Annotated in this window: 22 protein-coding genes and 1 pseudogene; 17 read left to right on the top strand and 6 right to left on the bottom strand. The window is 33.4% G+C overall.

What is annotated here, in order from left to right; genetic code table 11:
- The first annotated feature begins 2 nt into the window (after positions 1 to 2).
- The 4 genes from ACXAF2_RS04055 (at position 3) to ACXAF2_RS04040 (ending at position 1,732) form a co-directional block, all read left to right on the top strand.
- A complete protein-coding gene (locus ACXAF2_RS04055; RefSeq protein WP_475137480.1) occupies positions 3 to 197 on the top strand; it encodes a hypothetical protein in 195 nt (64 codons plus the stop codon).
- A 79-nt stretch (positions 198 to 276) separates the two neighbouring features.
- Positions 277 to 558: a hemolysin XhlA family protein gene (locus ACXAF2_RS04050; RefSeq protein WP_475137479.1), complete on the top strand. Its 282-nt coding sequence runs from the start codon at positions 277 to 279 to the stop codon at positions 556 to 558.
- 15 nt (positions 559 to 573) lie between these two features.
- On the top strand, positions 574 to 810 hold the full coding sequence (locus ACXAF2_RS04045) for a hypothetical protein (RefSeq protein ID WP_475137478.1): 237 nt from the start codon (positions 574 to 576) through the stop codon (positions 808 to 810).
- Between the two features lie 46 nt (positions 811 to 856).
- Entirely contained in the window at positions 857 to 1,732 is an 876-nt protein-coding gene (locus ACXAF2_RS04040; RefSeq protein WP_475137477.1) for a peptidoglycan recognition protein family protein, read from the top strand.
- Between the two features lie 212 nt (positions 1,733 to 1,944).
- On the opposite strand, the gene ACXAF2_RS04035 is transcribed toward ACXAF2_RS04040, so the two are convergent.
- Positions 1,945 to 2,298: a hypothetical protein gene (locus ACXAF2_RS04035; RefSeq protein ID WP_475137476.1), complete on the bottom strand. Its 354-nt coding sequence runs from the start codon at positions 2,296 to 2,298 to the stop codon at positions 1,945 to 1,947.
- A 160-nt stretch (positions 2,299 to 2,458) separates the two neighbouring features.
- Positions 2,459 to 2,929 (bottom strand): hypothetical protein, encoded by a 471-nt coding sequence (locus ACXAF2_RS04030; RefSeq protein ID WP_475137475.1) that lies wholly within the window; start codon positions 2,927 to 2,929, stop codon positions 2,459 to 2,461.
- A gap of 151 nt (positions 2,930 to 3,080) precedes the next feature.
- On the opposite strand from ACXAF2_RS04030, the gene ACXAF2_RS04025 reads away from it, so the two are divergent.
- On the top strand, positions 3,081 to 4,055 hold the full coding sequence (locus tag ACXAF2_RS04025; RefSeq protein WP_475137474.1) for a DUF4917 family protein: 975 nt from the start codon (positions 3,081 to 3,083) through the stop codon (positions 4,053 to 4,055).
- Between the two features lie 233 nt (positions 4,056 to 4,288).
- Here the strand turns inward: ACXAF2_RS04025 and ACXAF2_RS04020 are convergent, their stop codons facing one another.
- Positions 4,289 to 4,471 carry a hypothetical protein gene (locus ACXAF2_RS04020; RefSeq protein ID WP_475137473.1) on the bottom strand — a complete coding sequence of 61 codons (183 nt, stop codon included), beginning with the start codon at positions 4,469 to 4,471 and terminating at the stop codon, positions 4,289 to 4,291.
- Between the two features lie 107 nt (positions 4,472 to 4,578).
- Here ACXAF2_RS04020 and ACXAF2_RS04015 point away from each other — a divergent pair, with 107 nt between their 5' ends.
- The 3 genes and pseudogenes from ACXAF2_RS04015 to ACXAF2_RS04005 all read left to right on the top strand — a co-directional run.
- On the top strand, positions 4,579 to 4,785 hold the full coding sequence (locus ACXAF2_RS04015) for a hypothetical protein (protein ID WP_475137472.1): 207 nt from the start codon (positions 4,579 to 4,581) through the stop codon (positions 4,783 to 4,785).
- 82 nt (positions 4,786 to 4,867) lie between these two features.
- On the top strand, positions 4,868 to 5,140 hold the full coding sequence (locus ACXAF2_RS04010) for a hypothetical protein (protein WP_475137471.1): 273 nt from the start codon (positions 4,868 to 4,870) through the stop codon (positions 5,138 to 5,140).
- A 287-nt stretch (positions 5,141 to 5,427) separates the two neighbouring features.
- Positions 5,428 to 5,718: pseudogene (locus ACXAF2_RS04005) on the top strand (ATPase, T2SS/T4P/T4SS family); the annotation flags it as partial.
- 502 nt (positions 5,719 to 6,220) lie between these two features.
- On the opposite strand, the gene ACXAF2_RS04000 reads toward ACXAF2_RS04005, so the two are convergent.
- Together ACXAF2_RS04000 and ACXAF2_RS03995 are read right to left on the bottom strand one after the other, a co-directional pair.
- Positions 6,221 to 7,672 carry a recombinase family protein gene (locus tag ACXAF2_RS04000; RefSeq protein ID WP_475137470.1) on the bottom strand — a complete coding sequence of 484 codons (1,452 nt, stop codon included), beginning with the start codon at positions 7,670 to 7,672 and terminating at the stop codon, positions 6,221 to 6,223.
- A 66-nt stretch (positions 7,673 to 7,738) separates the two neighbouring features.
- A complete protein-coding gene (locus ACXAF2_RS03995) occupies positions 7,739 to 8,227 on the bottom strand; it encodes an ImmA/IrrE family metallo-endopeptidase (protein ID WP_475137469.1) in 489 nt (162 codons plus the stop codon).
- Positions 8,228 to 8,529: 302 nt separating this feature from the next.
- Here ACXAF2_RS03995 and ACXAF2_RS03990 point away from each other — a divergent pair, with 302 nt between their 5' ends.
- The 3 genes from ACXAF2_RS03990 (at position 8,530) to ACXAF2_RS03980 (ending at position 15,167) form a co-directional block, all read left to right on the top strand.
- Positions 8,530 to 10,608, top strand: coding sequence for a methyl-accepting chemotaxis protein (locus ACXAF2_RS03990; protein ID WP_475137468.1), 2,079 nt, complete (start codon positions 8,530 to 8,532; stop codon positions 10,606 to 10,608).
- A gap of 580 nt (positions 10,609 to 11,188) precedes the next feature.
- Positions 11,189 to 11,416, top strand: a complete 228-nt coding sequence (locus tag ACXAF2_RS03985) for a helix-turn-helix domain-containing protein (protein WP_475137467.1) — start codon at positions 11,189 to 11,191, stop codon at positions 11,414 to 11,416.
- 241 nt (positions 11,417 to 11,657) lie between these two features.
- Positions 11,658 to 15,167 carry an SIR2 family protein gene (locus ACXAF2_RS03980; RefSeq protein WP_475137466.1) on the top strand — a complete coding sequence of 1,170 codons (3,510 nt, stop codon included), beginning with the start codon at positions 11,658 to 11,660 and terminating at the stop codon, positions 15,165 to 15,167.
- Between the two features lie 32 nt (positions 15,168 to 15,199).
- Here the strand turns inward: ACXAF2_RS03980 and ACXAF2_RS03975 are convergent, their stop codons facing one another.
- On the bottom strand, positions 15,200 to 15,583 hold the full coding sequence (locus ACXAF2_RS03975; protein WP_475137465.1) for a helix-turn-helix domain-containing protein: 384 nt from the start codon (positions 15,581 to 15,583) through the stop codon (positions 15,200 to 15,202).
- A 170-nt stretch (positions 15,584 to 15,753) separates the two neighbouring features.
- Here ACXAF2_RS03975 and ACXAF2_RS03970 point away from each other — a divergent pair, with 170 nt between their 5' ends.
- The 6 genes from ACXAF2_RS03970 (at position 15,754) to ACXAF2_RS03945 (ending at position 19,286) form a co-directional block, all read left to right on the top strand.
- The gene (locus ACXAF2_RS03970; protein ID WP_475137464.1) at positions 15,754 to 16,005 is read left to right on the top strand and encodes a helix-turn-helix domain-containing protein; all 252 of its coding nucleotides are present in this window, start codon (positions 15,754 to 15,756) and stop codon (positions 16,003 to 16,005) included.
- Between the two features lie 182 nt (positions 16,006 to 16,187).
- Positions 16,188 to 16,706 (top strand): helix-turn-helix transcriptional regulator, encoded by a 519-nt coding sequence (locus ACXAF2_RS03965; RefSeq protein WP_475137463.1) that lies wholly within the window; start codon positions 16,188 to 16,190, stop codon positions 16,704 to 16,706.
- Positions 16,703 to 16,951, top strand: a complete 249-nt coding sequence (locus tag ACXAF2_RS03960; RefSeq protein ID WP_475137462.1) for a hypothetical protein — start codon at positions 16,703 to 16,705, stop codon at positions 16,949 to 16,951. Before ACXAF2_RS03965 ends, ACXAF2_RS03960 begins: the two co-directional genes overlap by 4 nt.
- 223 nt (positions 16,952 to 17,174) lie before the next feature.
- The gene (locus tag ACXAF2_RS03955; protein WP_475137461.1) at positions 17,175 to 17,390 is read left to right on the top strand and encodes a YqaI family protein; all 216 of its coding nucleotides are present in this window, start codon (positions 17,175 to 17,177) and stop codon (positions 17,388 to 17,390) included.
- 109 nt (positions 17,391 to 17,499) lie between these two features.
- A complete protein-coding gene (locus ACXAF2_RS03950; RefSeq protein ID WP_475137460.1) occupies positions 17,500 to 18,441 on the top strand; it encodes a YqaJ viral recombinase family nuclease in 942 nt (313 codons plus the stop codon).
- Complete coding sequence (locus ACXAF2_RS03945; RefSeq protein WP_475137459.1) at positions 18,441 to 19,286, top strand: recombinase RecT; 846 nt, start codon at positions 18,441 to 18,443, stop codon at positions 19,284 to 19,286. The genes ACXAF2_RS03950 and ACXAF2_RS03945 overlap by 1 nt, the downstream gene beginning before the upstream one ends.
- The last annotated feature ends 73 nt before the right edge of the window (positions 19,287 to 19,359 follow it).

The raw sequence follows: 19,359 nt of genomic DNA, 5'->3' as shown, positions 1-19,359 counted from the left end.
TTATGGAACAAAAGCCATTAAGTTTAGAAGAAAAAGTGATTCTTCAATTGCAAAGTAAGATTGGTCAATTAGAAGGGAACTTAGCTTTTGCTAGAGCTGAACTACAAGAGTTTCATCAAAAAAACGCTGACTTATCCCATGAGGTTGCTAAGTATCAAAAAAATCCACCAAAGTCAGAAATTAACCCACAAGATTAAAGTCTTTTCAAGAAGGCTTTTTATTTTGCCTGAGAGGAGGTGATCCCACTCATGTTAAAAAGAGAAGGGGGCAATTGCTATGTCAAATACGGTGGAGGGACATCATGAAATGAATCATTATGAGAAAGACATTGTGGAAATGAAGAGTGACATTAAAATCCTCGAAAAAGAAGTAAGTGACCTGAAAAGCACGACAACCCGGCATGAGGAACAGATCACCACACTCAACAAGACACTTAATAAGATTGATGAAAATACAACGTGGATTAAACGAAAAATAACCGGCGCGATTATTACGGCAATTAGCTCTGGAGTAATAGGAGGAGCAATTGCTATTTTTTATGGGTTTATTCAGAAATAGAAGGGAGATTTATAAATGAAAAAAGACATTTTTACATTGCTCGGAGGTTTTTTAACTTCCGTATTTTTATTTCTCGGTACGATTGGTGTAAGTTTTGACTGGTTCAATCAGGTTAGTATCGACGCGTTTGTATTTATGGCAGCTGCAGCTGTTACCTTTGTGGTAAATCTATATGCGATTTGGAAGAACACACATGTGCGAGATCGATTAAAAGAGAATGCATTGAAGAAACAAAAATTGATGAGGAAATAAGAGCTGCCTTTAGGGTAGCTCTTTTCATTTGAAAGGAGAGATTTGAATGACGGTCAAACTTAATTACCAGAAGAAGCATATACGAAAAAACGAGTTCAGTAGACCAGGTTATAAGCTTTTACGGGTACAAGCCGTAATGGACCATTACACGGCTAATGCAGGAGCAGATGTTGAAGATCATTACAATTACTTTGATAAAACAGTTATACAGATTAAACGATACGCTGGAGCTCATATCTTTGTCGATCGATATAAGGCACTTGAACTGATTCCTTTAGACGAAGGAACATTCGGAGGGAACGATGGGGGCAATGCAGCTCTTAAGTTACCAGCACTCAGAGCCAGGGATTCTCGTTATCCGACTCGTACTGGAGACGGGAATGCTAACCTTTTATGTATTCATGTGGAGATGTGCTTAGAGCCTGATGGAACTATCCATCCGGATACAATCAAACGTACTGCCCTGGTTCACCAGTACCTTCAGAAGCTGTTCCCCCAATTGAAAGACACATACAATCGATTCGTACGTCATTGGGACGTTACTGGAAAATTGTGCCCTGCACCTATGGTAAAGGATCCTTCTCTATATAAATATTTACTTGATATGACAGCAGGAAAAATTGAAATTAATCCAACAGTAAAACCGGCAGTAAAACCAAAGGAGGAAGAAGAAGTGATTAAAATGGCAGTAGTAGTGTATTCTGATGCAGATTTAAGTGTGGGGTATGATTTGGCAAGCGAAAAGAAGTGCGGTCTCTATAACCGTAAGTCCTTGGCAAATGAAGCACTGAAGATCAACGAGCTCATGGTAGTCGGTGGACCGACTGAGGGGCTGGAGAAGAAGACGAACCGTGTCATTGATCTTTCTGGTACTGATCGTTGGGATACTCGCAAAAAAGTTATCAACTATTTAGGGAAGTAATGTGATTAAAAATAAATTGTATGGCAAATAATAGCTGTACAAAATAATTTAACTTCTATTTAAAAGAGTCCTTCTCAATCGAGAGGGGCTTTTTGTTTTGTGAGAAGTATGTAATTACCCAACCATTTAATAAAATGCAATTTGACTAAGATAATAAAGAGGTTACTCCAGGCATTGGAAAATGCAAGGCGGTTCCCTCTTTTAATGTTTACTTAAGGTTGTGGTGTTACATTAATACTATTGCATGTTAACTTAATGACCATCAAATCCATTAGGATATTCACTTGATATCTACCTTGGTATTTACTTTTTGTTTCTTTATCTAATTCAATTACGCTGATGTCTTGAATTGAAAAAGGACTCATACCATTCTCCCAATGTTTAGGAGATGTTTCTTCCTCGTTTGAAACATGATAGTTCTCTAGGTTTAGATTATTACACCCGGTGAATTGGAAAGAGCCTTCATCACATTTCAATGTTATTTCATCTGCAAAATAATTAATGTCTAGGCTAAGTAGGGGTGAATCCCAGTAATGAATAGAGTTTATTAATGCTTGAATATCCATTATTACCACCTTATATATGGGATGTGTTTTGCTTTAAAATTATGCCTAAAAGAATAATACATTTAAGTTAGCTTGTGATAAAATACCTAAGGATCGACAAATCCCTTTAGCATACATAGTGCTGCCCTCTCGAATGAGAGGGGCTTTTTTGTGTCTGTGATTAATTTTTTGGCGCTAATATTGAAACCTCATTCCATTCCACTTCATCCCAATTATAGTCTTTTAAACTATCTTCTCCAATGAATGAATATTCATCAACAATATCACCTTTCCCATTAATGAATTTAACGGTAAATTCTTTTAAACCTTTCTCTTCACTCGCTACTTTCATAGCCTTTTTCATTTGAGGGAAAATGTCCTGGTGACCGACTTCATTCTTCACTCTTACTTCTATGCTCGTTTGGTTATACTTTTCTACAAAATAATGGTCTGTCACGGCATTTTCTTTTAATTTCAATTCTGAGAATGCTTGATTAAAAATACATTTCATATCATCTTCCAATGATACATCTTCACATGAGATATCTTTTGCTGCTATATCGTCGTTTGAAATATCCACAATTAATAAAGTCATGACGATTAAAAAGAACGTACCAAAGGATATCCCTATCCATTTTAAAATTTTTTTCACCATCTTTTCCCCCTTCATATGTATTTAATTTTATAGTACTTAAAGGGGGAATTTATTACAATGATTTTCCTTTTTAACCTTAAGCTCCTGTATTTTTATGGTATTATATATAGTTGTATTTTCCAATTTTTTAGGTGAGAGGAGATATTTTATGGAAACCCTTCTAAATTACAGTGATATTTACGATAAACATAATGACTACTTATTATTCGGAAACGGCTTATCGATCTCGATTTGGGATGAGTTTAAATATCATTCACTATACGAGATTTGTTCTAATGATCACATGGAAGAAGGATCTCTTTTGTCAAGGGATGCTATTGAGTTATTTGAATCATTTAATACTACAAATTTTGAATGGGTATTATATGCTCTTAATATAGCTACAAAAATTAATACTACATTAGGTGTTGAACCTGAAAAAGTTATTGATATCTATGAGAATATTAAAAACGCCTTGATAAGTGCTGTACATAAAACCCATATTTCCTTTGAAGATTTGCCTTTAGATAAACTCGAAACTCTAAATAAATTGTTTAGAGGATATAGTAAGGGAATATTTACAACTAACTATGACTTAATATCATATTGGGCGTTAATGACAGAGAGGAAAGGGCTGAGTGATTTATTCTTTAGAGATCAAACTTTTGATATAAAGGATCCCATACCTAATAATTCAAAGGTTCCTTTGTTTTATCTTCATGGTGCCCTTCACTTATATAAAGAAGACGGTAAAACAAAAAAACTGGTGAGAAATTCAAAACGACTTCTTGATGTAATTGAAATGACAATGTCTGATGGTAACACTCCTATTTTTGTTTCGGAAGGTACTTCCTCACAAAAATTGAAGACGATTACTACAAATGATTATCTTAATCACTGTTTCAAACAAATAAGCAATATAAGTGGTGGGATAACGATCTTTGGTAGTTCTTTAGGTCGTGAAGATGATCATATTGTTGATGCGATCAGGAGTTCTGGGATAAAAAGAATTGCTTATTCAATATATATAAATTCAAGTACAACTGAACACGCGATTAATAAAGCAACTGCTAAAATTAAAAGTAAATTTGAAGGTGTCGAGGTTAAGTTTTTCAAACATAATTCACTCTTCAATGGTGTTTAATAAACGAAGCGAATACGGCTTCGTTTATTTTTATATTCAGATTAATATACGATTTGTGATGTCCTTATTGTTAACCGTTACTTTCTCAATGACCATCTCTCTATAACCGTATTGCTTGTGAACCTCAAATATCCACTCCTGAATGCGCTCAATTAATTTATACTTACCTCTATACTCATTAAACTGAGTTACACCTATACCTTCCACTTTTACTCGTAACTCTATAGTGTATATCATCTTTTTTCTAATCTAAGCACTTCGTCGATTACTTCTATGTCACTTACGACATCAACAACCGCGTTCCAAAAGTCATTTTTGCTGGCCTTTTCATCATCAGTCATTAATCCGAGTTCTAATATTTTCTTTTTCACATCACCTAAATGTGATTTTACTGTTAATAAAGTGATATCATCCATATTATTTCACTCCCGATATTTTTGTACTATATCCTTTCTAACCATCATAAGTATTTATTAAGTGGTTCACAAGTGGGCCATAAACTTACGGTAAGGGAGAGGTCAAGATGAACATCAAAAGAATAACACTTTGCTTAAATGTGGATGATCCGGAGCAGAAAGATTTATTTGAGTTTGTTTCTAAGCTTCCAAATGGAAATAAGCGAAATGGAAGCTCATTCCTAAAGACATTGGTCGATCGTGAGTATCAGAAAACACTCCAAAAAAAAGAGGTAATTAGGTCGGCAGGGGGAGGCATTACTCTAAGGTTATGACCTCCTCCCACCCTTCATATTTGTTACATTGTTACATGGTTGACACTGTCAATTGTCATGACATTTGGAAGGAGGTGTCTTCATGATAGAAGGGAAGGGGCTAGGGAATAAGAAAGTGAACAGGGTGAACATCTCGCTTACAAACAAGATGAGTACAAAACTAAATAAGTTGTCCATAGCTTGCAATATGAAGCCAACCACTCTCGCATGTCTCCTGGTAGAAACGTGTTTAAACAATTCTGAGTTGGTGTTTAAACTGCAGCAAGAACATAGTGTACATTCTGCCTATAGAGTTGTACCGATTAAGGACTTCAATAGTGGCGAAATAGAATATGTTCTAAGTGAGAGGGGATGAATATGTGGTTTCATTTATAGCTGGGATAATATGTTCTACAATGCTTTTCGCTCTAATTAAGGATAATGTGGAAGAATGGGAAGAGATTGAGGAAGTACCCGGGGATCCAGGTGGAGTTGAAATTAATGACCATTCAATACGGCATGTAACATTATCCTGCCAGACATGCAGGAAGCTGAAACGTCATAAGGAAATTAAACAAAATTTGTTTCAATGTGTGAAATGTATGAGACACGTTGATATTCGTGCCTCATAGACATAGTAAAATCATGTTTGAATTTTGTTGTATTTACATAACACGTTCTACTGGCAGTGGGAAAACGACAACTTTGTATTCCCTTGTCCACCATTGTTCCGTTGCCCTGAACCGTAATGTGATCACTCTTGAAGATCCCGTAGAGAAGCATCATGAAGAAATGGTGCAGATTCAAGTGAATGAAAAAGCGGGGATTACGTATTCCGCTGGATTAAAAGCGATTTTGAGGCATGATCCGGATATTATTATGGTAGGGGAGATACGGGATCGGGAAACAGCGGAAATTGCGGTGAGGGCTGCTTTAACTGGTCACCCAGTCATATTAATAGAACCATGCAAATATTCAATGTTTAAATATCTATATACTACTATAATTTATCTTTTACTAAAGAGCAGGTCTATTGAACAGTTATAGATTGGAGAAAAAGGAGATTATTAGTGAATTCTAAAGCAATCATTAATACAATTGTATTCATCCTAAATTTGCTTTTTACAACAATTATTGCATTATCTGCTTTGTGGAGTCCGTTGCCACAGTGGATTTATTTTTTATGGTTATTTATTGGAGTAATTAGTACATTCTATTTTTCTTTTTGGTTCAAGAGATTTTTAAACTGGAACGAATTTATATATATAAGCCTGTTACACGGGGGATTCACTTATTTTGTTATTGTTATTTTTATTGCAATACATTCAATTATTCATTCTTTAATAAAACTTATCAATCAAATTTAAGTTCGGTTCTCCTTCAATAATCTAGGCTTTAATGTAAGAAGGAAATAACAAAGCACCTAGAATTTCCTAGGTGCTTTTAGCATTTAAATTTAATAAAATTCAACCTCTTTAATCTCTAAACAATCAGGTTTCAACTGGTTACTAACCCGATCGACCACAATCTTTTTTGTGAACATCTGAAGCAATAATTTTTTCTCTAAAGCGTCAAGTTGGTTCCAATTAGATTTTATATCCAAGAGAATATCAGAAAGATCTTCCGTGTTCATTTTTTCCCCGGAAGGCTGAAGAGAAGAGAGCTGCTTATTTACATCCTCTTCTTTACTTTTTTCCTCATTCATTCGAACAGAGAAATCTTCATCATTTATCAAGTCATTTACCCAGGCGTACTGCCACTTTTTTCTACGTTTATCTATTTCCTTTAGTTCTTTATGAAGTATATCAAGTCTATCTTTAGATTCATCAATTTCATCTATTTGAGTAAGGTCTTCAACGATGTCTGGATTAATATCAAATGTATCCAAGTACTTAATAAACTGAGTTTCTAAATAACGCTCTGACATATTTCTCTGATCGCATTGACCCAATCTACTACTAGAACAATAATAGGCTCTAGGCTTATAGACGTTTTCTCCTCTTTTAGAATATCCATATTTGCCAGCGAGAGGACTGCCACATCGTGCACATCTCGCGGTTCCTGAGAAGATAAATTTACTTGTAGCTGCTCTTGGATGATCAACAGACCTTCTTTCCCGAATTCTTTGTACATTGTCATAAGTTTCTTTAGAGATAATTGGAAGATGCGTATTTTCTACTTCAAAGTAATTTTCCTTGTTCACTCTAAAGTTATATCTCATGTTCCCAATATAGGTAGGGTTAGTGAGGATGTATCTTACTTTGAAATCATTCCATGTGGCATTTGTTTTTGTGCGAATTTGCAATCGATTTAATTCTACAGCAATACTATTTACTCCCTTCCCTTCGAGGTAGTATTCAAAAATTCTTTTTACAGCAAGAGCTTCCTCTTCATTTATTTTTAGTGTCTTGTTTTCTTTATCTAATTCGTACCCATAGGGAGCCTGGTTAATTACCCAATTCCCCTCACGAGCTTTTTGCTCCATTCCCATACGTATTCGTTCACCGGTATTTTCTCGTTCCCATTGGGCTAATGCAGCCACTATGGTTATGAACATTCTACCCATTGCAGTGGTCGTATCATAAACCTCGGTAGCTGATTTAAACTTGCAATCATTTTTATCAAACGTTTCCAAAATGTTATATAGATCTCGTACGGATCTAGTCAAACGATCCAGGCGATAAACCAAGACACAATCAATCAAGTTTTGCTCAATATGTTTCATCATTCTTTCCAGATTTGGCCTGTTGGTGTCTTTTGCGCTATAACCATCATCAATATAGATTTCGAATATATCCCATCCCTGGGACACACAGTAAGCTTTTAAACGGTCTGTCTGTGCTCGAATAGAGTAGCCCTCGGAGGCTTGTTCAGTGGTACTAACACGGACATACACTGCTGCTTTCATTCAATCACTTCCTTTGAAACTAAAATACTATTAAATTAAGAACAAAAAAATAGAGAACTTGGTAATTTAATAAACGCTCCTTTGATAATGATTTCTTCGAATGATTTGTTCCAATCGTTCTTCACATAGTTCTGGAGATACCAAGAACATATCAGACATTTGTTTAATCACATCTCGATCATTGATAGGAATGTATTTAATCATGTGATAGGGGATAGCTGCATACTGAGTAAAATGATGTGCATCCCATTCCTGGAGCTCTCTAAACGAAGCAGGCATAATTGTTTGAACGCCTGAATGTCTAAGGATATGGCATAACTCATGAAAGAATATCTCTCTGTGTTTTTCTATCGGTTCTCTACTATCAATTACAATGTCTTGGTATCTACCAATCACGTGAAAGCTACTTGGTATTGGTTTCTTCTTCACATAGATACCCAGGAACCTTGATATTCGTTCCTCACTTATTAAATTAGGGTTTATTATTCCAAGCTTCAAATAGAATCTTGAAACCCAATCTTCTAATCCGGTGGTTCTGTATGCTAACTGGTACATTTTGTTCACCTCGGAAACATTATACAAACATATGTTCGTTTTATCAACAGAACGAATTAATAATGATATCACACCAGTTATTAATAATAGCGTGGTTCATCAGATTAATTTGAGTTTTTAGAAAAGATTTACTTCTAATTTTTCTACATTTTTTTACATAATGTTTAAATTATGGTGTTATAATCAATTTTTGAAATAATGATTTGAAAGGCTCGTAAAAAGTCATTTTATGTAATTTTAAGAGGTAATAAGTTTGTGTTTCAAAAGGGGAAATTTCTAAAAACAACCAAGGGGGAACAATTATGTTGAAAAGTTTGCAAAGTAAGTTTGGAAAAAGGGAAGGGTCCAAAACTGCTTTTTCATTCAATAGCCTACGGATGAAGATGATTTTGATTTTTTCATCAGTATTTACCATCATTCTAATTGGATTAGCTGTTTTTCTATACTCTCAACAGAGTGAGAAAATAAAAGACGATGTACAGAATAAATCAGAATCGATTGTGAAACAAATCGACTTTGGTATTAATATGTTTCTTGAAAAATATGATTCAAATATCGATATTTTAAGTAATCAAGCTCTTATAGCTGATTATTTAAAGGGTTCAGTAAATAAGAAAGAAGAAAATTCCTTTGAATCTAAACTACTGCAAACAAGAGTTTCAAATGAATTTGCATCCTTTATTAGAAATAATCCAGCAGTAACAAATATCTATGTAACCGGTATGAATAAAAAGATATTAATAGAGCCACATGCAACTCTCCCTTCTGATTTTAATCCATTAGAAGCACCTTGGTTTAAGGGAGCTAGTGCGAGTCTAGATGAAGCCTTTTGGAGTGAACCTTATGAAGATAAATCTTCTGGTGAATTTATTGTGACTTTATCAAAAGTAGTTAAGGAACAAAATTCAAACAAGGTTTTAGGGGTAATTGCCTTCGATATAAAAATCGATCAGCTAAATGAATTAGTGAAATCAATTAATGTTGATTACAGTGGTTATGCGTTTCTCTTTGATCAGAATGCGGTTGCGATGGTTCATCCAACAGAAAAAGGGAAAAACCTAATGAATCTTGATTTCATTAAAAAAATGTATGATTCCAATGAAGAAAGTGGAAGACTAGATTACGTTTTTGATAAACAAGAAAGAGTATTATTTTACGACACAATTGACGAAACAAACTGGAAAGTTGGAACTGTATACATAGAGAAAAATATGTTAGCGGAAGCAACAGACCTTAGAAACACTTTACTTGTTATTACGATAGCTATCATTTTGTTAATCTCTTTAATTACTACTCTAGTTGCAAGAAATATTACGAAACCTCTAATCGAATTAAACAAACAAGTAAGTAAAGTAGCTAATGGCGATTTAACAGTGTCTGTACAATCAACTTCAGATGACGAAGTGGGACAACTTACAAAGAATTTTAATTCTATGGTTGTTAGTATGAGAGAAATAATTCATTCTGTACAAAACTCAGTGACTCAGGTAAAAGAATCAACTGAGAACCTAAGTGCGATATCAGAGGAAACTACTGCTTCAAGTGAAGAAATAGCAAGAGCTATGGATGAGGTTGCGAATGGTGCAACTCAGGCTGCCTCAGATGCGGAAGTAGGGAATCAAAGAACCATTGATTTATCTACTCAAATTGAAGAAGTGGACGAAGCCTCAAATCAATTAATTTCACTTTCAAATAACGCGTCCGTGACAAGTGAAAATGGATTGAAACAGATGACAAATTTAAAAGAGAAGGCAACTCGGTCAAATGAGGTTCTGCACTCAGTTGAGTCAGTTATTGAAAACCTAACAAAGAAAATTAATGAAATCGATTCAGTTATTCATTCCATCAATGAAATTTCTGATCAAACTAATTTGCTTGCACTTAATGCAAGTATTGAGGCTGCGAGAGCAGGAGAACACGGTAAAGGTTTTGCAGTAGTAGCTGAAGAGGTTAGAAAATTAGCAGAGCAATCAGCCAAGGCAACTGATCAGGTACGACATACCATCAAAGATATACAAAATGAATCTGATCACGCTAAAAACGAGATGAAAACCACCAGATCAATCGCTGATGAACAAAATGTAGTGGTTATAGAAACAGAAAAAGCGTTCAATTCAATTTCATTAATGATCGATAATATGGTCTCATCTATACAAGGAATTTCCCAAAAGGTTGAATTTATGACAAGTCATAAAGATGATGTTGTGGGAGCTATTCAAAGTATTTCTGCAGCTGCGCAACAATCAGCAGCGGCTAGTGAAGAGGTCAGCGCATCAACTGAACAGCAACTAATGGCACTAAACTCAATTAATGAGTCAGCATCCATATTAAATGAGGCAAGTACAAATTTAGCTAAGATAAGTAACAAATTTAAAGTTTAATATACGTTAGAAGGAAAAGGTGTAATAGTAAAATGAGCTCTGAAGAATACAAAATATATTGTTATTGTGTTGAATTCCATTCCGAGTTAAGAAGAAGGTTTTCAATGAAAGAAACAGCTATTCAACTTTTTAGGGTGCTCTCGAAAAAGTTAATGTGTTCTCAAATTCAACAAGTGATTCAAGACATTGAACTAATCAAGAGAAGAAATGGGAGCGTGTTGAACTATTTTATCACTTTACTTTATCCCATTTTTAATGCTTCCCATAGCAATCCTCAAAATATATAGTAAAGAACCTCTTCTTTTATTAGAAGAGGTTCTTCTTTATTTTCTGAGAAGAAATATTCTTAACTTCTCTAAAATAAATACTTCATTGCCAGTTGATCATCTTCATAAAAATCAGGATAAGGATTAACACACTCAGTCATTTTAGAATCTTTAATATTAAATTTTACTTTATTCCGTAATTACAAAGGAGAACCTTAGTGAATTATGGAATGGTAAGTATAAGAGTCTAAATATTAATGCTTAATCTAAAAATATTTTTGATTAATTTAATTACTAAATAAGGTTGTGAGTTATTGAATATTACAGGATTTGTTGGAAAGAAAATCAGATATTATAGGAAAAATAAGGGGAAAACATTAGAGGAATTAAGCAGCATTTCTGGTCTAACGGTGAACTATTTATCTTTGATTGAGAAGGGAAAGGCTAATGCTACGCTCATGAAGCTGGAGCCTATTATTTATGCTTTAGAGATTACTTGGACTGATATTATTCCAATAAAACATGATGAGGAAAAAAGATAAGATTCTATTTGTTTTTATTGAACTATGATTATTCTTATTTAGTAGATTATTGGCATTCATCCCATAATACACTGATTCAAAGTAATAAGGTTTGGTCAGTAAATATCTTAAACCTCACTCATTCTTTAGGGAGGTTTCTTTGTTTTTCTGTAAATTCACCTATATTTTTACAGGAAAATATTAGATTAGTAGTTATTTTGTGCTATATTTAAATTAGAAAAATTAATAAGGTGATGATAAAATGGAGGATTTTAAAATAGAGCAAGATTTATTAAAAGCGATTGAAAATGATAACTTAGTCATTTTTGTTGGCTCTGGTCTTTCTAAAGAATACCACTTTCCAGACTGGAAAAGCCTAATCTTTAATATGTTAGATGAGTTAGCTGCTGATGATGATCATTATAACGTTTTGAAGTATACATTGGAAAATAATGTATTAGATGAAATAGATGTTTTAGATAAAATGCTTGATCACAATCCGCAAATCAAAAGAAATATTTACCAATCTCTTGAAAAAGCTATTGATGTGGAGCTACCGAAAAATGATTCTATTATTCATAAAAAACTTGGTGATTTATCTTCAAATATCATAACTAGTAATTATGATAGAGTTTTAGAGAGCGCATTGCCCAGTTTCAAAAAGATCAGTAATGATAAACATCATATTGCCAATTTAAATGAATATGAACAGTACATATTTAAAATTCATGGTTGTATAGACTCGCCAACTGAGTGTGTACTTTTTCGAAAAGATTATGAAGATCTTTATTATGATTCTGCTAAACTAGCGAGATTTCAATCAATAATTACTGACAAGACTATATTATTTATCGGATTCAGTTTTCAAGATAGATATGTAAGAAATACATTTAAGTATATTCAAAAATTATTCTCGAATTTAAGTAGAAAACATTATATTATTACCACAAATGAAGAGAGTTTAACCGAGTACGGAATAAGTCCGGTCAGGATAAATTCTTGGGAAGAGCTTCCATTACTTTTAGATGAATTAATTACATATAAAAATTATTCTTTCAACAAACCTGCGCCAGTAATTGCACATGCAGAAGGCTTAAATGATGAGAAAAATTTATTTAAGGTGGGAATTTTATATGCGAACCCTATAGATGTTGAGCAATTTTATAACATTGATAGCATTCTCAAGTATTTTGGTAAATATAAAATTGAAATAGAAATATTTAGATTGTCTGAAGAGAGTTTAAATGATTTGGATGATATTGATTATTTATTTTTATTTACTAAAACAATTAATGGAAAGGTAATAATTGAAGATAGGTACTTCAAGAGAAAACTTATCAGTATAAATGAATTTGAAGATTATTTGTATCTTCCAGAAGTAAGAGGGATTTTTATATTTATAGACCAAGATATTTTAATAGATAAAATAGAACAAATAGACTTTCCATTAATAGCATTAGAGTATGAAGAAAATTTAAATAGTACTTTATTTAAATTATTTAAGAAGGCAGATATCAATGCAGTAAATTATTTTAAAATAATTAATAAAAATGAATTTAATTTGTCGCCCCTTTCCAAAGGAAGTCCAACTATTAATAAAGAAGAGAATAAAAATCTTCCCGATAAGATAGAAAAGAAAAACCTAATTAATTTTGTAGGGCGAAGAACAGATATAAGTGATGTTATTAGGAAAATAAAAGATGCAAACGGAAAGATTATTACAATTAAAGGTTCTGGAGGAATCGGAAAAACAACATTAATAAAAAAGGTAGCTGTTGAATTTGCAGAAAGAAGTTATTTTAAAGACGGGATAGAGTTTCTTGATTGCGAATCCATTAATGAGTACGAGACTTTCGAAAAAAATATTGCACGTTCTTTTAATCTAGAAAATTCTTTCGAATTCATTGAGTATATTAAAGAACATCAAACTAAACTTAATTCGCTAATTATTCTAGATAATTTTGAATCAATTTTGGCCATAGAAGATGTAGATAGAATTAAAGATTTGGTTACTTTTATTAGTAATTATGTAACTATAGTTGTAACATCACGTCAATGGATTGGTTTTGATTTTGAAGAGAAACATGAACTAAGAAATTTTACCACAGATGAAGCGTATAATTTATTCAAAAAGAACTATAATTCTAGAATAAATCCTAAAGATGAAAAAATTTTAAAAGAGGAGATACTAGAAAAGTTATTGAATAATAATCCCTTAGCAATAAAAATTATCACAAAAAACCTGCCTAAATCTTCTGACTTTATTGCATTAAAAAATGAACTTAGTGAGGATTTTTTTCGGACAACAGATAATGGGAGTGTTGATATTTATGATAATGAGACAGATAGAAATATTGAGAGATCAGAGTCATTATATCACTCAATTAACTATTCTTATGTTCGATTAAATAGTAAGGAAAGACTTGTCTTTGAAATATTATCTTTATTCCCAAACGGTATTCCTTTAGAAGCGTTTAAAAAATTTTTTAGAACAGAAGAATTTAGAAAAGATTTATACAAAATTACAAATAAGGATATAAAATCTTTGGAGGATAAATCTTTAATTGAAATTAACGGAGGATTTATTAACTTACAATCAATTATAGGAAGGTTTGCTGATGCTCAATTATCTAAACGAGATAAGAGTGAAAAGAAAAGATACTATAACAGAGCATATGAATTTAATTCATATATCCTTACTCTAATAGAAGAGATTAAGCAATCAAATCGTGTAAAAGCTTTAAGGGTAATGGATAATACAGAGGATAATTTCATCAAAAGTTTAGAGTATTTATCACATGTGGAAGAAGAAATTGAAACTTTAATTTTTTACATTATTAAAATAAGTCAATATTTCAATGATATAGGGCAAGAAAGGAAGTTTGCTCGTAATCTAGTCAAGAGTAATGAGATATTTGAGCAAGAATTAAATGGAAATAAGTTACAAGATGCATTATATTTTTCATTAATTTATTTTGATGGTGATTTTGAAAATTCCTTTGAATATATTAGTAAGAACTTAAACTTGGCAATAATAGATAATTTAGAAGAAGAAACTATAGACGTTGTAAAAGAGTACTTAACCTTAACAATTATTAATATTTATTGCCTTGAGGGATACGAGTTTGAAGTACTAAGATTTTTAAAAGAGAATAAAGTATATTATTTAGAAATTCATGATATTCTATTTAGATTAGGCTATTTTGAATTTATTACAGATGAAACAGAAATGAAGGAAGATTTTTTCTACTATGATTTATTATATAACATTGGTAAAGTCTCAATTGAAAAATTGAGTGATTATCTAAATAATAGGGTTTATAATAAAGAGTATATTGAAATAGTACAAACAAATTATGTTAAAACGAAAATGGGCTTTAATAGTAAAGAGGATATTGAACCTCTTGTAGTTACAAATCCTTTTACAGTGGGCCTGAAAAATTTAATGCTTGCTTTAGTGGAAGAAAATCGAGATAAAAAAAGTATCCTGTTTGAAAGTTCAATTGAGAAACTATATCATATAAAGTATTATTATGTAGAAGCGATACTTTATTACTGTGAATACTTATATTCAATAAATTCTAATGATTTTTCTTTGTGGTACGAACTAGGTAGGGGATTAAGTGTAAATCATAAATACGGCTTTTTAACATTTAAATTTGAGTCAATAGTTAAGAATGAAATTATGTTCTATGAGGAAGAGAAATATATAGATCCCAATGACCGTGACATTATTGCAGAGTTTAAAAAAGAAATAAAAGTAAATGTCTAATTTGATAAAAAATAGACCCATCGATATTGGGTCTATTTTTTATTCCTTTGATTTGCCTGAAACACCACATACTCAAAATGCTTCTTAATCTCCTCAATATCCTCAGAAGAAAGATCCTTCCATTTTTCAATATCAAAGAAACCAAATTGTTCTATGCCGTACTCCTTAACGAGTTTGTTTATTTCAGATAGAGAATCTGAATTTTCATTATCATTTTTCGGCTTTTCATTAATTAGTACGTCAGTAGATACCTCAAGAACATTAGCTAACCGGGCAATATCACTTGAATCAGGAGTAGTGTATTCTCTCTCCCAATTTGAAATTACTTGAGAGGATACTTTAACTCTTTCTGCTAATTGTTTCTGAGTATAGTTTTTTCTTTTTCTTAATTCTTTTATTCGGCGACCAATAGTCATATTGCTTCACCCTAGTATCAGTTTATTTTAATTAATAATAACAGGAACTAACGTATTTCGATAGAAAACTAACGGAAATTGAGAATTTTTTTATAAAAGCGGTTGACACTAACGGAATTGGTTAGTATATTGTTAGTAACGGATAACGTTAGTTGTTGGGAGGTGATGAATTGATTCATACAAATGTTGAAAAGATTCGTATTGCTAAAGGAGTAACCAAAACTTTTTTAGCTAACAAAATTGAACTTTCACTACAAGGTTATAGACACATAGCAGCAGGTTCAGTAAGACTCGATGTAGAACGCCTTAAAACAATTGGTAATGTATTGAATGTAGATCCAAGTATTTTTTTTGATGATAAACTAACGGAATCCGTTATTTATAAATTGAATAATGACCATACAAGAAAGGAGGTGATCTAATTGAACCAACCATCAGATGAAACAATCAAAAAAATCCTAAGTTACTTCCTAAAAACATCTGTCCCAAGAATCATTGAAGAACGTGAACGGAAACAAAAATCTGAAAAAGTAAGTTAACTTCATTTTATGAACTATGCCCGAACATTGAAATCCATATATAGGTAAAGGAAGGAGCAACCCTTATGAAAGTCATGGAAGGGGAGGAGCTTGCTAGTGCGAGAAAGCGCAAGAGCATAACACAACAACAATTATCACTAAAGCTTCCGATTTCAAGAGAAAGCATTGCAAAGTACGAAACGGGGAGACAGCGTTTTCCTAAAGATTTAAGAGCGTTAACAGCTGAGGCAATCGACGATGAAGAATATTACTTCGTTAGATGGAACGAGTCAGCTGGTGATGTATCAATACCCTATTTAAACGGAGAATTCATCGAACACCATCCAACATCCATGATGCTACTGGTCAAAAAAGAATCACTTGAAGCATTAGAACATCTTGAAAAAGCATGTTGGTTTAAGCCAGTAAGATCTCAAAGCGATACAGAGCGAGAGGAAATGAAAAAGGTTGCATTTGAAGTATTAGATGCTGCAGCAAGTATGATCAACCTTGTCGCTCTAATATCCAAAGAATATCAATTCTCCATGATACAGATTTTCAAACAATGGAGATTAACCCTAAAAGCACGGAGGTTACAAAAGTGATCACTCAAACATTTAAGAAAGAAGATTTACGTAAGGCAGTTCAACATCAAAGAGGTTCCTGGAATTCGATTCAGGCGATTGAGGAAAGAATGGAAGAAGGAAAATATAAAGATGCCATGTTATCAACGGTTGATCTACTTAATTCGATTAAAGAGCTTGATAGATTGGCAGAGAAAAAAGTAAAGCAGGATGAATTACATCATATTACTCAAACATTTGTGAACGTCATGATGAATCGAAGCTAGAAGGGGTGAAGGTGAAGGCCTTGAAGATCAAAGCAGGTGAATGGTTAAAGCTTTCTTCATTTGAAAAGACTCTTTTACTTAGAAAGAAAACAAAAAAAGCAGCAAGCTAAGGCTGGCACCAAAGCTTACTGCATCTCACTATTTTATGCGCAAAAAGAATTATATAACGTGAATGAGTATGAATGCAAATTTCATGCATTAACAATTTAAGGAGGTGAAATAAATGCTTGAACATCCGGATATCACAAGGTTAGAGAGATATGGATACACCAATATGGTCTCTCAGCCGGAACATAACGGAATTGATTATTTCGGGAACGAGATTTTGGCTGGAGATTCAATTATAACGGATCCAGATAATGGGGAAGTCATCTTGGAAGAAAATTTAGAGGATTACTTGATTGAAAAATGTAAGTTTCATTTCTCAATAGCAGAATAAAGACCTGTGCTGGCACACAGGTCTCGTTGGAAAGAGGGGTCAACCCTCAAAGAAAAAGTTTCATTCATTCTATAGTACTTTGAAAAATAAATCAATCGGAGGGGAATTTATGCCAGCGATATTAGCAACCACAAATAATATGGATCGTAATGAATGGTTAGAAATGAGAAGAAAAGGAATTGGAGGATCAGACGCTTCCATCATCCTCGGACTTAATAAATATAAAACACCTTTTGAATTATGGCTTGAGAAAACAGGTCAGGTACTCATTGAAGAATCATCCAGTGAAGCTGCCTACTTTGGAAATCTTTTTGAGGATATGGTCGCAAAAGAATTTGAAGTGCGGATGGGGAAGAAGGTACGAAAGAGGAATGCTATTCTTCAACATCCTGATCATGAGAACATTATCGCTAACATTGACCGGAAGGTTGTTGGTGAAGAAGCGTTACTCGAATGTAAAACAGCTAATCAGTTTCTTGCGAAAGATTGGGAGAGCGAAGAAATACCTGAATCGTATTTGGTACAGGTGCAGCATTACTTAGGGGTACTCGGATACCCCAAGGCATACATCGCGGTCTTAATAGGTGGTAACAAGTTTATTTGTAAAGAAGTGGACCGTGACGAAGAATTGATCAAAATTATTTTTGAAGCTGAAAAGCATTTTTGGGAATACCACGTAATGGGAGGGAATCCCCCGGCCCTGGACGGATCGAGTGCTGCTGAAAAGTATCTAAAAGAAAAGTATGCCAAAGCTGAAAAAGGAAAGTCCATCGAGTTACAGAGTGCCAATAAAGATCGAATACTTGAATACTTCGATTTGAAGAAGACCATTAGCGAATTAGAAAAACAGAAAAAACATATTCAGCATGACCTGCAGCATGAATTAAAAGAAGCTGAATTAGGCTTCTGCTCAAACTATGAAGTAGCCTGGAAACCGATTGAATCAAATAGAGTAGATTCAAAGCTATTAAAAGAGAAGTTTCCGAATATATATAAAGAAGTAACCAAAAAGAGTGCTTATAGACGATTTGATATCAAGGAGGCTAAATAATGGCCACCAATCAATCTCTTAAAACTCAATTAGCTAACAAGAATGGACAAGCTCCTTCTACTCAAGGTTCCACTATGAAAGGGTTACTAGCTAGTCCTAGTGTGATTAAGCGCTTTGAAGAGGTATTAGGTAAACGAGCAACACAGTTTACCGCCTCTATCCTTAGCCTTTACAACAATGAAAAGATGCTTCAAAAAGCTGAACCAATGTCAGTTATCTCTTCAGCGATGATTGCAGCAACATTAGATCTTCCAGTAGATAAGAATTTAGGGTATGCATGGATTGTCCCATATGGAGGCAAGGCACAATTTCAACTTGGATATAAAGGTTATATTCAATTAGCCCTTAGAACCGGACAGTACCGGTATATAAACGTCACACCGATCCATGAAGGGGAATTGATTAAATGGAATCCCCTAACAGAGGAAATCGATATCGATTTTGAGAAAAGAGAATCAGAAGCCGTCATTGGATACGCAGCTTATTTTGAACTACTGAATGGATTTAGAAAAACTGTCTACTGGACCCGAGAGCAAGTAGAAAAGCATCGGAAGAAATTCAGTAAATCAGATTTTGGTTGGAAGAATGACTGGGATGCTATGGCCATGAAAACGGTACTGAAGAATCTCTTATCTAAATGGGGCATTCTATCAGTCGAAATGCAAAAGGCTGTTATTGAAGATAACGAAGATCGTGAAATGAAAGATATTACACCTGAAGAAGATGACAACACAATCGAATATGAGGTCCAGGAAGAACAAACGGAAGAACCGGCAAAAGAACCTAAATCAAAGAAAAGCAATAAAGAATCAGCACAAGACACGATGGACATGAAGTTTGATTAACAATGAAGTACCTTACAGAGTCCTTCTTCCAAAATGGATTTGGGAGAAGGCTCAGAGTAAGGAAGAGCTGAAA

It is taken from the genome of Rossellomorea sp. ABR4_004 (genome assembly GCF_056159585.1).
Note: the sequence above shows the minus strand (reverse complement) of the source record. Positions and strands in the feature narration are given on the sequence as shown.